The 15716-nt window shown below is 33.3% G+C and carries 9 protein-coding genes and 1 pseudogene; 6 read left to right on the plus strand and 4 right to left on the minus strand.

The annotated features are described in order from the left end of the window. The 4 genes from mads7 (at position 1) to CGC48_RS11545 (ending at position 8868) form a co-directional block, all read left to right on the plus strand. Positions 1–1560, plus strand: coding sequence for a methylation-associated defense system protein MAD7 (gene mads7, locus CGC48_RS11530; protein ID WP_098029683.1), 1560 nt, complete (start codon positions 1–3; stop codon positions 1558–1560). 10 nt (positions 1561–1570) lie between these two features. Then, positions 1571–6973: a methylation-associated defense system ATP-binding protein MAD8 gene (gene mads8 / locus CGC48_RS11535; RefSeq protein ID WP_098029684.1), complete on the plus strand. Its 5403-nt coding sequence runs from the start codon at positions 1571–1573 to the stop codon at positions 6971–6973. Continuing rightward, complete coding sequence (locus tag CGC48_RS11540; protein ID WP_098029685.1) at positions 6973–7662, plus strand: PP2C family protein-serine/threonine phosphatase; 690 nt, start codon at positions 6973–6975, stop codon at positions 7660–7662. Before mads8 ends, CGC48_RS11540 begins: the two co-directional genes overlap by 1 nt. A gap of 78 nt (positions 7663–7740) precedes the next feature. Beyond that, entirely contained in the window at positions 7741–8868 is a 1128-nt protein-coding gene (locus tag CGC48_RS11545) for a DinB/UmuC family translesion DNA polymerase (protein WP_098029686.1), read from the plus strand. Here CGC48_RS11545 and CGC48_RS11550 read toward each other — a convergent pair. Further along, a pseudogene (locus tag CGC48_RS11550) lies at positions 8852–8959 on the minus strand (IS1595 family transposase); the annotation flags it as partial. The gene CGC48_RS11545 and the pseudogene CGC48_RS11550 overlap by 17 nt on opposite strands. Positions 8960–9350: 391 nt before the next feature. Next, positions 9351–11264: a S9 family peptidase gene (locus tag CGC48_RS11555; protein ID WP_098029687.1), complete on the minus strand. Its 1914-nt coding sequence runs from the start codon at positions 11262–11264 to the stop codon at positions 9351–9353. Positions 11265–11413: 149 nt separating this feature from the next. Between CGC48_RS11555 and CGC48_RS11560 the strand changes: the two genes are divergently transcribed. Continuing rightward, entirely contained in the window at positions 11414–12094 is a 681-nt protein-coding gene (locus CGC48_RS11560) for an SDR family NAD(P)-dependent oxidoreductase (protein WP_098029688.1), read from the plus strand. A gap of 160 nt (positions 12095–12254) precedes the next feature. On the opposite strand, the gene CGC48_RS11565 is transcribed toward CGC48_RS11560, so the two are convergent. Both CGC48_RS11565 and CGC48_RS11570 read right to left on the minus strand, forming a co-directional pair. Further along, positions 12255–13661, minus strand: coding sequence for a DUF5723 family protein (locus CGC48_RS11565; protein WP_157909908.1), 1407 nt, complete (start codon positions 13659–13661; stop codon positions 12255–12257). A 363-nt stretch (positions 13662–14024) separates the two neighbouring features. Then, positions 14025–14519, minus strand: a complete 495-nt coding sequence (locus tag CGC48_RS11570; RefSeq protein ID WP_098029690.1) for a DUF456 domain-containing protein — start codon at positions 14517–14519, stop codon at positions 14025–14027. 490 nt (positions 14520–15009) lie between these two features. Between CGC48_RS11570 and CGC48_RS11575 the strand changes: the two genes are divergently transcribed. Beyond that, positions 15010–15687, plus strand: coding sequence for a DUF6261 family protein (locus CGC48_RS11575; protein WP_098029691.1), 678 nt, complete (start codon positions 15010–15012; stop codon positions 15685–15687). Positions 15688–15716: the final 29 nt, after the last annotated feature.

A 15716-nucleotide genomic window follows, 5' to 3' on the forward strand; every position in this document is an offset into this window, starting at 1 on the left:
ATGCCGATAAAACTATTGAAAGAAGACAGTGTTTTCAGAAATGAAATGATTTTTACTGTCGATGCAAAACAGATTAATATTGACCATACTTTCGTAAACCTGTTTATGCTTCTCAAGCATAATGGAATTAGACAGTCTCAAAGAAATCGGAGAGGAGAGAATGTTACAATAACGTTGGATAAACTCAAAAATATCTTTTCACATCTTGAAGGAAATGGTCAATTGCAAGGTTTCAAAGATAATCCTGAAGCAGCTGAGCTTTGGTTACGGACAAATCTTGTTAATTTGGTTAATCGTGGAAACAGTGATAAAGAGGAAATATCCTCTTTGAAGCCAATTCATTTACAAAGTTTTAGGGTTAGAAATGCACCGAGAGCAAGAGATTATTTTTCTGCAGATCAGGTTTATCTTATGCTTGGACACGATCCAAAAGTTAAAGAGAGTCTAATTAATTTCTTATCAGAAGGATATGATTCTGTCGCAAACCAATTGCTTAATGGAAATAGTTTGGATGTTGATAGTGTTGGGATTTTACATTTGATAAAAAGTGTTCGTCCTGGTTTTATGGATAGTTCGACATCGCTGAATAAAATAAAACCACTTTTAAAAAAACAAAATCAAATGTTTTGTGAGGATGTCAGGAAACTTCTTGTTTACAAAAATGAAATACCGCGAGGAGTACTCATAGATTACCTCAAAACAATTACATCGTTTCATTTGGCGCTATATATCAACAAGCTAATTTATTTGTTGCCAAAAATGATTGAAGAAGGAACGACTGATATTAAAGATGATTGGGCTGTTGTCCTTGACGTTACGGATGATTTTGAAAGTAAGGTTTCGGGTATTGCAATTGCAGATGCAGAGAGAACATACAATTCTATTTATAAGTATGTAAAGGCAAGTTTCAAAATAAGTACCATTATTAACAAACTAAATCTTGATAAAACTGATTCATCTTCTGTAGAAAAAGCTCTTTCAATATTGAAAAATGATTTACCTGCACAGGAGCCATTATTTAGTGCATTTTGGAATATAATTTATAATCAGCAGGAAGAAGAGGCTGATAAAGAATTGCTTCTTGAAAAAGTTAAATATGAAGACACCTATTTTGACAAATATGTCGAAATTTTAGTAAAAGAAAAAGGTCCCTATCAATATAAATATCACTTAACCTTTATTGACTCGCTTTGTCAGAAAAATAATGAAAGAGGTTTTCTAGCTCAAGGCCGAAGTAAGAAGCATCCACGAAGATTTGTTTTGGGAACACGACTTTTGGAAACGCTGGTGCAAATTCAAGTTTTGGATCGGGAGGATGATAGATTTATTACGCGCAGCTTATCCATTGAAGAGCTAATGGAGAAACTCCGGGAAAGATATGGTTTGATAATTAATGGTCAAAATGAGGAACGCTTTAAAGATGCTGACCTGCATACCAATATTGCATTTAAGGAAAATGTGGAAGCCTTCAAACTGAAACTTAGACAGATTGGTTTCTACAATGATTTAAGTGATGCCTATATTCTACAGAAAATTAGACCTCGTTACGCTCTAAAATAAACTAAAACCAATGGAAGTAAAAAACATTTCACTGTATTACAGATATATTATAGACCTGATTGTTGAACTTTACAGGCTCGAACTGCAGGAAGCAAAACCCGGACACTGTATGAAAATTACAGGAATGGGTAACGATGAAATGATGATGTTGTGGAAGTCTCTTTCAGAAGAGTTTGATAACCTGGATACATTTATTATTGATGAAAAAAGTTCAGAACCCCCATTTATTTCAGCAACCAAACTGATTGAATACCGAAATCAGCAGCATAAACCACTACTGGTTTTAATTCCGTCAAACAGCAGGACCGCTGCGGAAGATTCTTACGGAAATGCAACTTTTAAGGAAATTTCCCTTGAACCCGTAGAAACAGCATTACGAAATAGTCTTCTGGAAAAACTTCCACCATTGGTGAAAAGCTATGTTGAGCAGATTTTCTCAATCGTTAAAGTCAACGAACTAAAGCAAAGTAATGTTATTGATTATCTATTGGCAGTTGAAAATGATGATTATGAACTTGAATCTATTGGTCGTCACCTGAATTTATTATCAATATTTCCTGATACTGATTTACTAAAAAACGAGAAACTTTTCCGTTCAAGATTGAACCTTAATATCGAAAGCACTAGGAGTTTATGTTTATTCAACAAGCCACTTTATGAGCGGGTTGAAGAATTAAAGATTGATAAAGACACGTTGCAAAGAGGTTTTATTGAACTTTTTAAGAAAGAAACTCAGATTACTTCCGCGTTTGCTTTGGTCAATATCGTATCGGAAGATTATTCGCATTTATGGTTTAACAACTGGAAAATCCCTAATCTGGACTTCAAAGATATCAAACTTAAAGTACTTGAGATACGTTCAACAGATTTTACGGTTGATAAAGGTAAGAAAGTGCTTTTAGCAAAGAACACAGCCAATGCAAAAGTAACGATTCGTTATACCACAACACCGGAACCCAAAAATCTTGAACAGTTAAAACATTTCAAAGTAATTCTGATGTCTGTTGATGGTGGTGCAGGACAAGAAATAAATGTGTTACGAAAAGCACCTAATACAGCTGCAGCATCACATTATCGCGAAGCAAAAGTAGAATTGAATTCCAATTCAATGGAAGAGGGTTCCTACTTTTTCAAAGTAATTGCAGAGGATGAAAATGGAAATATCTTAAATAGTAATGACGATTTTTACGATTCAACTATTCAAAAGAATTGGGAAGAGCAGGGGAAAACCGCGGAAGCAAAAGCAGAACTGAATTACAAGCTGACTTGTGATTCTGAAGATTTTGATTATTTCTTTGACGAGAATCCTGAGAAGGAAGAAAATACAAGGAAAGATAAATTGAATAATGTTCTTCAGGCATTTTTCAAATTTAATATTGAAAATTTAAGAAATAATAATCCGATTTCTCTACCTATTCCAAGTGAAACGTCCAACGTATGGCTGAATGATACGAAACCAAAGTTGAATTCTACTTACCATATAAACTATTCGCCGAGACACAATTATCAGGTAATTATTTCAAGTAAGTTGCGTTTAATTGAGAATGAATTCTTATCAAATCCTGAGGTTTTAGGTCATATCAGTGTTTCATTAAGCAATAATACAACTGCAACAGGATTACAAAATTGCTTTCTGGAGAAAAGTCCGTTAACTGATATTGCACCGCCAAGATTGATGGAGCTTCGTCAGCAAGTATTTATAGCGATTCAGAATTCTAATGATAAAGAAAACGGTATAATAGAAACGGCTAATTTGTATGAGATTAAAGACCTTATTGACGATTATGTTTTTGAATATCAGAAATGGTTGGATGATTTATACACTCAGCTAGATTCAGCATCCGGAGGTGAAGAAAAAGACAAGGAATTGAGGATGCTATTTTCTGAAGTTCAGTATTTGGATATGGTAAAGGTAAAATCAAGATTACCTAATGGACAACCTGTTTCTGCAATTTTGATGTCACCGCTTCATCCTTTGAGATTAGCATGGTTTGTAAACTTAATGGAATTATTTGAAGAGTGGTATGATAAGACTTTAAATTATAACGGACATATCAAAGATTGGAGCAATCTCGAGAATATTTTCCTTGGGAAACTTACCCCTCAAAACAACCCTTATGTTATTGTTGATCCTAACAATTTTTCAAATTTTGATTATTTGGGCGATCTTTCATTCGGTTGGGGTATTTATCTGAATTCAGATCTTTCAGACCGAAAAGATACCTTGGTTCCAGTGAACCATCAGGTAAAATATTACTTCCGTTCATTGTTGAATATTTCTTATTCTAATATGGTGGACAATGATATGAATAAATCTGTGGTTGTTAAGAGTATAAAAAACTTCCTGATTCAGCATCCTTATACCGATAAACTGATTATCAATCTTTTCAATGTGGGTGACGGTGAAATCTTTGCAGATGCAATGGTTCAGGTAAGTAAAATCAAAGAATACATTGACACAAAATTTGAAATTAGAATTTTTGTTGGTGAAGATTCTCTGATTGAAAATGGCTTGGCATTGAAAGAGTTAATCAATCCCGAAAGTCAGGTGACAGAAGAGGCGGAGTTATTTTCACAACCTTCTAAAAACAGACTGTTTCCTAAATTAAGATATTCAATAAATCAGATTGACGATTACTTGAAAATGCCTGCGAAATACGATTCACACTTGAGTTTCTTGATAAATCCGTTTGCTTCGGATGTAACCCTGCATAAGCCTTACCGCGATTATAAAGTAGATTATTTGAACGGATTGATCCTGGATAATGCAATTGAAGTAGTTGAAAAACAGAATGGAAATAACATTTCCTGGTATTCATTTATTGATTTTGGTGAAAATGCAAACAAGCCATTGAATAGTCTATATACTACTTTTCAGTCTTTTACTGCAGGTGCATTGGCTTCCCACAAAACAGACGCTGTTCCTGCTATTAATCTAAATTTGATTGATAGGGATAAGGTTTTATTGTCGCATCTTCACGAATTTTCTGATTGGGTGATTACATTTGACAAGAATCTAGGGCCACAGGTATTCGATATGCCGTCTGATGATGGAAAAATTCCATTCCTTTTGGATTATATTCCGGGAGAAGAAGTAACAGGTGTTTCTTCTTATCTTACTACAAAACCGTCAAGTGAGATTGTAGGAATTTTAGCACCGCATTTTCAGGATTTTGGAATAGATGTTTCGACTGAAGATGGTCAGTCAGCACTGCAAGTTTTATTGGAGGACTTGAGGGCAATCAGCAGTTCTCTCGTAATGCAGCTTAATACATCAAAGAATAAAGCATTTGAAGTGATTGGTTCTGCTTTTGCAAAACGGGTTCTTGAGAAAAAAGGATTGCTTGAAAACGCCTTCCTGGTTCCGATTGATTTACACCAAAATCTGTTTGATAATTTGGATTCAAATTCGAAAAGTAGGGCAGATAACCTGTTTATTTCGATAGATAAGGAAACGTCAACCATTGATGTTTCAGTTTTAGAAATTAAATGTCGTAAGTCACTTGGAATTGCTGAACGAGAAGATCTTAAGATAAAAATGATAGATCAGATCAACAATACTATTTTCGCTCTGAAACAGCATTACGATCCTAATAATTTTACATCTGAAGATAGATTGGATAGGGAAATCAAAAACAAAGAATTGAAATCTTTGCTGTCTTTCTATATTGACAGAGCATTTAGGTATAAATGTATTTCCGAAAACGCATACAATACTTATTGGAATTTTATTCAAAATTTGGATAAAGGTTTCAGATTTAAGTTTAATCGGGTAGGGTTCATTTTTGATTTTAGTTTTCATCAAAAGCATCTGAAAGAAACATTGGTTGATGACACAGTTTTATTCACATTTGGTGAAAAACTGATTGCTGAGATTTTGGATCCAGATTCGGATTTGAACACACGTCGTTTGGAAGACGAGGAGTTCAGACAGGAATTTGAAAATGCATTTGATACCAAGAACAAACTTGATCCTTTTATTCAGCAATTTAAATCCAAATTAAAAACACAGCACGATTCAACATTTTTTAAGGTTGCTGAAGAAAAGCAATCTTTTGAAGATGCATCTGAAAATAATAAATCCGAACCAGAAAAGGAACTGCCAACAGAAGATGTTTCAAACAAAGTTTCAAACAATAATGATGAAAAACAAGCAGACAAACCCGCTGAAGAGCCAGAAGACAAGGATGTTGAAGTCAATGATGTTGATTTTGATGTTCTTGTGGGTAAGGCAAATATAAGTCCCCAATTTGGCATTCTTGGTAAAACTATTCAGAACAAAACCATTGCGATGGATCTTTCAGATACCAATACTATAAGTCTTTTCGGAGTGCAGGGAGGTGGTAAGAGTTATACCATTGGAACCGTTTCAGAAATGGTCTTGAAACAGTTTGATAATATTAACAGGTTACCTTCACCATTGGCAGGAGTTATTTTTCACTATAGTGAAAGTATGGATTATGAGCCGGAATTCACCTCTATGATTTATCCAAATGACAATACATCTGAAGTTGAAAAATTAAAAAATCTTTATGGAGCAGAACCCGATTCTCTTGATAAGGTAATTATTCTGACTCCATTTGATAAAGTTGAGGAAAGGAGAGAGCAATTTCCTTCAATAGAGGTAAGGCCTTTGATGTTCAGTTCACAGGAATTGAATGTTCAGGATTGGTTATTTCTTTTAGGTGCCATCGGTAATGATTCTTCATATATAAAACAACTGAAATATATTATGAAGGAACACCGGCGTAATATAACAATGAGTGCGATTCGTGAAAGTGTAGAAAATTCAGATTTACTTTCAAACACTCAAAAGCAATTGGCAAAACAAAAACTCAATTTTGCTCAGGAGTATATTGATGATGAAGTTTCATTAAGCTCAATACTTGAACCAGGGAAATTGGTTATTGTAGACCTTCGTGACGAATTTATCGTTAAAGATGAAGCACTGGGATTATTTGTCATTATGCTGAATATTTTTTCAGGAGTAAAAGAGTTTAAAGGGAAGCACTTTAATAAGTTCATTGTTTTTGATGAAGCACATAAATATATGGACAATAAGGATCTCACAGGAAGCATAGTTACAGCAATTCGAGAAATGCGACACAAAGGGGTTTCGATTATGATTGCAAGTCAGGATCCGCCAAGTTTGCCGAACGAAATTATAGAGTTGAGCAGTATGGTGCTTTTGCACAAGTTTAATTCACCACAATGGCTGAAACATATTCAGAAATCCGTAATACAGTTAAACGGACTAACCCCTGCTGACATGAGCGTTCTGAAACCGGGAGAAGCATTCCTATGGGCGACAAAAGCAAATGATCACAGTCTGACGCTAAAACCGGTTAAGATTTCTACAAGACCACGCGTAACCAAGCACGGTGGTGCAACCAAACAGGCAACAGGAAATTAATGGAGTATAAATTTTTTACAGGAATTGGGACGCGAGAACTCAATGAAGATGTTATTCTTATTGAAGATATTAATCAGACCGCTACTTTATTTCTAGTGGTAGATGGTATGGGCGGCTATCAGAAAGGTGAAATTGCCGCAAAAATCATCAGTGAAAATATTGCAACTCACCTGCGCTCGATTTCCGAATTTGACAGTCAAGGAATTGAAAATGCATTTAGAAAAGCTAATCTTGCAATAAAACAATTTAATATTGAAAATGCGATTACTTCAGGTGCAACTGTTGGTGGAATTTTGCTCACCGAAGACAAAGCCATTTCTTTTTGGATTGGTGATGTGAAGATTTGTCATTTCAAAGAAGGTAAGTTAAACTGGCAGTCAAGAAGTCATACTTTACTAAATGAAATGTTAGAAACAGATGCTATACGCTCACCTGAAATCCACAAAAGATACAGTCATATTGTAACCCGGTCTATCGCCGGAAAACGTGAAAACAGTAAACCTGAGTTTTTTGAAATCGAAAATTTTTCTGAGAATAGTTCCTTTATAATCTGTACAGACGGTGTACACAATATAATGACTCCCGACCACTTGCTTTTACTTCTTGGAGAGCAAAATGGTTTGTTAAATGTGGAGAATTATTTGAAGGAGTTTGCGAGGGATAATTATAGTTTGATATTAGTATATTAAATACTGGAAGCAAGCACTTTGTGCACATAAAGTCTAAAATCACGATAATAATAGTTTGAAAGAAAATTCTTAATAAATATGAATGTGATACTTTTAATTCGTAACCTGCTTTTTTTAAGTTTAGGATTTATTGTACTAATTGCTTTTTCAAATTTTCTTGAGGTCACTTTTTTCGAGCTTTTCGTTAATGAAAAATTAGAATATGCTAATTCTAGTTTCTTACTTGATTTCGTTGTAATTGCAGCATTGATATTGTATATTAGCCTCACAGTAAATAAATGTTTATTTACAATACCTAAAAAAACGATTACATTTTTCTTACTTATAGTTATTTCATTTTACATTTACGAAAGATCATTCAATGATTTTTTCGAATTTACAAGATTTCGGATTTCGGATAGTTTTGCTTATTTTGATGTTGCTTTTGTAGTTGTTTTAATGCATTTTGGTCATTATTTAAAATTTTTTGTTAGTACTGATACGACTGATGCACAAAAAAATTCCATTATCGATGATAGTCCAATATCAAAAGATAAGGATGACCAGTTGGAAGGATTGCTGAAAATCTCAGCTGATAAAATCAAGAAAGTTATTTTAGAAAACAAATTTGCCGCATCATTTACAATTGGTTTAAATGGCGAATGGGGTGATGGGGGTGAACCACGGTACCAAATAAATACAACTATTCAACCTAAAAAAACAATCTCTACTACAAGGACACTAGCAAAAGCTATAAGAGATTATGAGCCAATAAGGGAGCGTGTATCAACATACGCTTTTAAGTGTTCAGAGAAATTGAGAAAGCAAAATTCTTGTTGTAGGTATATTACGGTTTTTATTTCTACGGATAGATTCCAAAATTATTATTATGGAAATTCATTAACAATTACATTGATGAATCCGAGTAATTCAGCTATTGAGCTTTCAAAATCAGCTACAATGGCATTGGATAAGATATTTATCCCTGATATAGCTTATAGAAAAGTTGGAGTTATTGTGTCTGAATTTGTACCTGAAAACGCAAGATTGGTATCTCTTTTTGATGAAGATCACCATTCTAAGCATAGGCAATTAATGAATACAATTGATACCATAAATAAACGCTTGGGTCCCGATAAAATTAAATTAGGTTCAATGGATATACAAACCACTTGGAAAATGAATCAAAAAATTTTTTGTATATCCTTAATCACTCATAAGTGGTGATGTTCGCCAAGACCAATCTATCAAATAAATGCTCTCCAAAATAGCGGCGATTGAGCTTGTAAACAAATTCATCTAAATATAATTGTAAAAAGTAGGGACGTTTGGGCATAAAAAAAGCCCCAAAAGGGCTTGTTTTACTGGGTTTATGGTAGTTTTAAGTATCTTTGCACCCCACAACAGTAGTTACAGCAAATTATATGGTAATTTCGGGCTTTTTAAATGGTAATTAAATAGTAGTTAATGGTAATTGTTGTACATTTGGTTTTGTTTCCATTTTCGGGCTTTTTTAGTTGTAACTCCCTTATTTTTAAAGCTTTTTCGGTCTTTTTTATATTATATCTTTTTGTACATTACATTTTAACCCCCTTATTTTAACTACTTTTTGTGTTAACAAATTTCTTGTTAGCCTATGTTCGTTTCATCTTTTATTCTAATTATAGGTTACACGCAAAAAGTAGTTTTAAGTGGATTATAATTGTATTCTAAAGAGTTTCTTCAAGCCATCTGAAAAAGTTTCTCTGCCAGAACAGACCATTCTGAGGTTTTAGCACCCAATGGTTTTCATCAGGGAAGTAAAGCAACTCACTTTTTATGCCTCTTACCTGTGCAGCAGTAAATGCTTGAAGCCCCTGTTCTTTCGGAACTCTATAATCTTTTCCTCCGTGGATAATCAGTATTGGAGTGTCCCAATTTCCAACAAGTTCAATAGGATTAAAATCTCGATATGATTTTTTTGCAGCCTCATTGTCTTTTTCCCAATAAGCTCCACCAATTTCATTATTGTTAAAAAATAACTCTTCTGTCGTTCCGTACATACTTTGTAAATTAAAAACTCCACAATGAGCTATGAATGATTTGAAACGTTTGTTGTGAATTCCAGCTAAGTAAAATACAGAATAGCCTCCATAACTTGCTCCAATAGCTCCCAAACGTGAAGTATCTACATAGCTTTCTTTTGAAATATCATCAATAGCAGAAAGATAATCCTTCATTACCTGTCCACCCCAATCTCTACTAATTTGTGCATTCCACTTGGTGCCAAATCCAGGCATTCCGCGTCTGCTTGGAGCAATCACTATATATCCTTGTGAAGCCATTAACTGAAAATTCCATCGGAAGCTATAAAATTGTGTCAGAGCAGATTGCGGTCCTCCTTGGCAATATAACAGCGTGGGATATTTTTTCTCTGGATTGAAGTCAGGAGGATAGATAACCCAAGCAAACATATCTTTCCCATCAGTTGTTTTTATAATTCTTTTCTTTACCTCACATTTCGCAATAGTTTTGTACATATCGTCGTTAATGTGAGAGAGTTGTGTTACATCTAAAAAAGCTTTCTTTTTCGACTTTTTAGCAAGATTAATGGTATAAATCTCAGCAGCTTGGTTCATATCTGTACGAGTTACCACCAATAAATCTCCAGCTTGACCGATAATTTCATTGATGTCAAAATTGCCTTTCGTTAGCTGTTTTAGAGTGGGCTTTTCGTCAAACGGATTTATTTCAAAAACTTGTTCTGTTCCATCTGTTGCAGCGAGGAAGTAGATTTTTTTTCCGTCATTACTCCAAATATAACTAAAAATAGTGTTATCCCAATGTTCAGTAATATTTCTCTTTTGCTCATTTTGAAGGATAATTAAATCGTTTTTATCTGCCTCATTACCTTCCTCTTTCATACTTAGCCAAGCCAAAACCCCATTCTTGTTAAAAGACGGACGTGTGTCGTATCCCATCATTCCTTCAGTGATATTTATTGTTTTGCCACTTTGTACGTCGTACTGATAGATGTCAGTATTTGTACTAAGTACATAATCAGTTCCTGTTTTGGCTTTAGTAACGTATAATACTTTTGTTCCGTCATTGTTCCAAATATAATCTTCACTTCCTCCAAAAGGCTCCTGCGGACAATAATAGGGAAGATTTTCCATAATATCTATTTGTTTTCCATCTTCAATATTTTCAATAAATACGTGATTGAACGTACCATCTGTCCATTTATCCCAATGCCGGTGATTTAATGATTTGTAAACTTGCCCTGTTGATTTATCTAAATCTTGATAGAAATCTTTTGCAAAAACGGGATTAATTTTCACCGATTTATGAATTAATTTTTTACTACCTGAAGCATTTATTTTTTCGGTAACTTTCTTTGTTTCTTCTTCTGAAACTGGAATGGGAACACCGCCTTTTACTGAGAGTTTGTAGAAAGTTCTTTTGAATGTATTATCCTCCATATTTGGTTTCGAAACACTGAAGAAAACATAATTTTTATCAGAGCTAAACCCAATAGCTCCAACTCTGTTCAGTTCCCATAACTTTTCAGGAGTTAATGGTTGTTGTGCTGTAGTAAAATTTGCAATCATTCCTGCGATTAATGCCATAAATCCTTTTTTCATATGAATTACTTTTTTGAAAACAGGGGTAAAGGTAATAAATATTTGAAATTAAATCAAAAGTAAAAAAATAATAGAAAAATCTTTGGAAATTAAAATATAACAGTTAATTTTGTTGGCGAAGAATATAATTCTTGTGGATTTACATCAAAATGAAGAATGTAATAATTACGGGAACAAGTAGAGGAATAGGTTTGGAGTTGGCAAAACAATTTGCTAGTTCGGGGCATAAGGTATTAGCTTTATCGAGAAACATACAACCTTTAAAAGATTTTAATAATAAAAATATAGATTTTTTTCCTTTTGATATAACATCAGAAGAAGATTTGAAGCAGGTTTCTCATTTTTTATCTGAGAAATGGAAAAAAGTAGATGTTCTTATCAACAATGCGGGTAAATTAATCAATAAACCTTTTGAAATGCTTACTCGTGAGGATTTTTTTCAGGTTTATGATGTTAATATATTCGGAGTTGCCAGACTGATACAAACTGTAATTCCATTTATGAGCAAAGGTTCGCACGTAGTTACCATCAGTAGTATGGGGGGAATTCAAGGGAGTATGAAATTTGCAGGTTTGGCAGCTTATAGTTCATCAAAAGGAGCCGTAATCACACTTTCGGAGCTTTTGGCGGAAGAATATAAAGAGAAAGGGATTGTTTTCAACACATTGGCATTAGGGGCTGTTCAAACAGAGATGCTTTCGGAGGCTTTTCCTGAATATAAAGCTAATACAAGTCCTGAAAGTATGGCAAAATATATTTTTGATTTTGCGTTAAATGCTGGTGATTTATTTAACGGCAAGGTTATTCAGGTTTCTAATTCAACGCCGTGATATTATTATAACATAAAAATATAGAGTGAGAAATAAATGAAGTGAGATGAAATGTAAGGGAGGTTTGTGAAGAGAGATGTTATGTAGAGTGATTAGCAGAGCAGAGGGAAAATGAAGGAGAAATGCGTGAAAAGAGCTATTCCGTAAGGAATAGCTTTTTTTATCTGTATCTTCTTTCAAGCGGAATAACAAAACCTAAGTTAATATTCGCGTTGAGGCTATTTTTAGGAATGTATTGTTCTGATAATCCTCCGAAAAATCGGTCGGAACCTATGTAAAAATTAAATCTCGGAGTATAAAAATTAAGCATTCCGCCCAAAGTAACGCTATCACTGGTGGCAGAACCACTTAATGAAGCCTCAAACCAATCTGTAGGGCGAATATTTGCCGATAACATCATCTGTGAAAAGCTGTAGATGTCATTAAATCTGTGTGAAAATAACATTCCAAAATGTAGCTTATCGTAAGATGGAACAATATACTCCGCTCCCAAATTGATTGTCATAGGTAGCATCTTTCCTGTATTCTTTTTTCCGTCATAATACAACGAAAGCATTCTTGCAGTTTCAATTTTCAGTTGTTTTATTTGAGCAGACACGGTAGGGCTTTCCGTTGGTTTGTAGTGTGAGAAGTCTTTAAAACCATCAAACATCCAATTTCCTTTTGAGGAAGCCATATTTGCATTCTTCCAAACCATATAACCCACATCGGTCAAAGAAGCAGACAAGGTAAGTTCTTCTATAAAAGGTGTTTGGTAGGTAATACCCATATCTAATGCAATTCCTCTTCCAGGCAGACCAAAAGTAGGGTCGGAAAGGTCGTTTACCCTTGGTTTGTTACCTGATGGGGCTTGAGATTGTGTGCCTGAATCTTCTTTATACCTTAAGTGAGAGTTAAACACCGCCGTAGTTAGTTCAGTGTCACCATCTATGTTCCAAAAATTTCCCGCAGAAGAAATATGCATATGATTTACCTTTAATTCTGCGTAACTTGCTCCTATCAAAACCTTTAATTTTCCTCCTATGGTGAGGTTTCGGCTGAGTTTACGTGAATGTCCTAAAACAAATTCGGCATATGTTTCCGATTTCATTCCTAAATTCTTAAAAGAATAGTTCTTTTTTGAAGTAGGCGACTTCATAAACACAAAAAGATGATGCGGAAAAATTGCGTAATTGTTGGAACGGAGATTAACCTCTATTAAATTCGTTCCGTTGAAGGCATTGAAGGCTGCAGAAAGCAAATTGTAATTCAAATTGGCGTTGATAGTCACGTTGTTTTTTATCTTCTTCAAAAAATCCTTGTCGTTAACAGAAGGGTGCAGAAACGTTACAAAATGATTATCAGAATTATTTTCAAGCGGATAGAAGAACGTAGAATGTCCATTCCTTCCTCGAGTTCCTACATTAATATTTCCCAGCATAGGCACAGCAACATAGGGCTTATCAAGCAAAGCTGGATTTATTTGATGCTTAAAAGCTGATGTTTTTACAAAGTAAGAAGACCGCAATTCCTGAGCAATGCTTCCCATCACGGAAAAACTGAAGATAAGTAACAAAATCTTTTTCATCGTTAAGCCAATTTTAAAATATTTCAAGCTGTTTCGGGGCAAAACTATGAAAAAAGAATGGCTTTTCACAAGATTTTTTAGTTAAAATAAACAGAATTAACGTATAAATATTTCAATAAGATAGATTCAATAAATGTAAAACAGATATAAGTACTATTTTTAATACCTATTCTGTATAAAATAAAAGTAAAATAGAATGTTTCGCTGATATAATTTCATAATCTAAAAATGATATACACTAAAATATCAAATAATGATTACAAAATAAAAATACTATAATCAGATTTTACTAATGAATAAATTTTTCAAAACTGATTATAGTATAAAAATGTTTCTTTCTAAAAGATAATAAAAGAAATCTGATTAAAAGAGTTTCATAATCAAATCAATTAAAATTGTAAAGAGAATTGCAATCCCAATTAATAACTTAAAAGCAGTTCCATAAAAGAAACCAATGATAGAACCTTTCATTGATTTGAAAGCTTTACTTGTATCTTGGCTATCGTGTAATAGTTCCCCAATAAAAACCCCAACAAGCATTCCTATTAAAAAACCTAATGGAATTGGGATAATAAAACCTATGAGCATTCCTATAATGCCTCCAGCACTTCCCCAGTTTGTTCCTCCATATTTTTTATTTAATTTTACAGGAATAATATATTCCAGAATTAACGAAAGAATAGTTAAAATAGAAAATACCCAAAGATACGTATTTGCTAATTCTGTTCCATTTCCAAAAAATTTATAGGCAAACAAACCTGCTAAGCATAGCACTAAACCTGGTAAAATAGGCAAAATAGTTCCTATAATTCCAACAATGATTATTAAAATACTTAGTATTGTTACAATAATTTCCATTTTTTTCGATTTTAAAATTTTACTTCACAAATATATTACATATAATTGAAAGTTCCAAAAATGAAAATCTTCTATAATTTAAAAAGAAATTACTCTAAAATGAAATATAATTCTTTTAAATTAATTTTATCCTTACTAAAATATCACATCATAAGATGATTTTTAGTGCAAATCATAACAAAATATCTATTTTATGAGTATTTTTATATCTAATTCTATATAAAATAGTGTCTTAAAATCTATTTTTAAATTAAAATTATACAAAAATATGATGTTAAAACCTTCTATGAATTTAAAAGAAAGAATTATATGACCTTTAAAGTGCTTTTTTGATTAAAAATACTAAAAAATATCTCAAAAAGAATATACTTACAACAATTTTCTAAATAGAAAGAAAACGGAACTATTTGATAAGAAAAAAATACTGAAAAAATTGCTTTTAAATATGAATATTTGTACATTTGGCAAGTAGAAATAAATACAAATTGTTATGATTCATCGTACAGACCTTCGGAAAGTTCGCCAAATGGAGTATTTCCAAGTTATGGCAACCATTAAACGCTTCTTGGAAGCAGAAAATTTAACAGAATTAGAGCTGGAAAGACTCAAACCTGAGTTTGATACAGCTCTTGAAGAGTTGGATAAGGCACTAAAAGGACTGAAAAAGAGTGAATATACTGAAGTAATTTCAGAATTTGACCATAAACGAGACCTTTTCCTGACTTCTTTTATCGACCAATGCAATCTTTATCTTCATTTTCCAACTGAGGAAGTAGCTCAAGCAGCTAAAAAAGTCTCACTAATAATCGAAAAGTACGGAAAAAATCCGCAAACTCGTCCTTTACAAGAAGAAACGGGAATAATAGTTAGTCTTTTACAGGATTTACAGGCTTCTGAGCTAAAACAAGCTGTTGAAAAAATTAGAGCTACCGAATGGATTGAGGCACTTCGGGTTGCTAATGATAATTTCATTGTAACTTACGAGCGTCGCATCGAAGAGCAAGGCGTAGTTAAGAGCGGAGAGGCTAAAGAAAAGCGTGAAGAAATGCAAAAAATTTTTGTAAAAGTATGCAAACGTATCAATGCATTAGCAGAAATTAACGGAGAGGCTAAATATTTGAATATCATCAATAATATTAATCAAACCGTTAAAAAAGCATTGAGCTAAAAGCTAAAAAGTATTCGTTTTTAACCCTA

It is taken from the genome of Capnocytophaga cynodegmi (assembly GCF_002302475.1).
Taxonomy (GTDB): Bacteria; Bacteroidota; Bacteroidia; order Flavobacteriales; family Flavobacteriaceae; genus Capnocytophaga; species Capnocytophaga cynodegmi.

Bases quoted from the DNA above. Each gene is read 5' to 3' on its own strand.
- mads7 (WP_098029683.1), top strand. From the start codon at position 1: ATGCCGATAAAACTATTGAAAGAAGACAGTGTTTTCAGAAATGAAATG.
- mads8 (WP_098029684.1), top strand. From the start codon at position 1,571: ATGGAAGTAAAAAACATTTCACTGTATTACAGATATATTATAGACCTG.
- CGC48_RS11540 (WP_098029685.1), top strand. From the start codon at position 6,973: ATGGAGTATAAATTTTTTACAGGAATTGGGACGCGAGAACTCAATGAA.
- CGC48_RS11545 (WP_098029686.1), top strand. From the start codon at position 7,741: ATGAATGTGATACTTTTAATTCGTAACCTGCTTTTTTTAAGTTTAGGA.
- CGC48_RS11555 (WP_098029687.1), bottom strand. From the start codon at position 11,264: ATGAAAAAAGGATTTATGGCATTAATCGCAGGAATGATTGCAAATTTT.
- CGC48_RS11560 (WP_098029688.1), top strand. From the start codon at position 11,414: ATGAAGAATGTAATAATTACGGGAACAAGTAGAGGAATAGGTTTGGAG.
- CGC48_RS11565 (WP_157909908.1), bottom strand. From the start codon at position 13,661: ATGAAAAAGATTTTGTTACTTATCTTCAGTTTTTCCGTGATGGGAAGC.
- CGC48_RS11570 (WP_098029690.1), bottom strand. From the start codon at position 14,519: ATGGAAATTATTGTAACAATACTAAGTATTTTAATAATCATTGTTGGA.
- CGC48_RS11575 (WP_098029691.1), top strand. From the start codon at position 15,010: ATGATTCATCGTACAGACCTTCGGAAAGTTCGCCAAATGGAGTATTTC.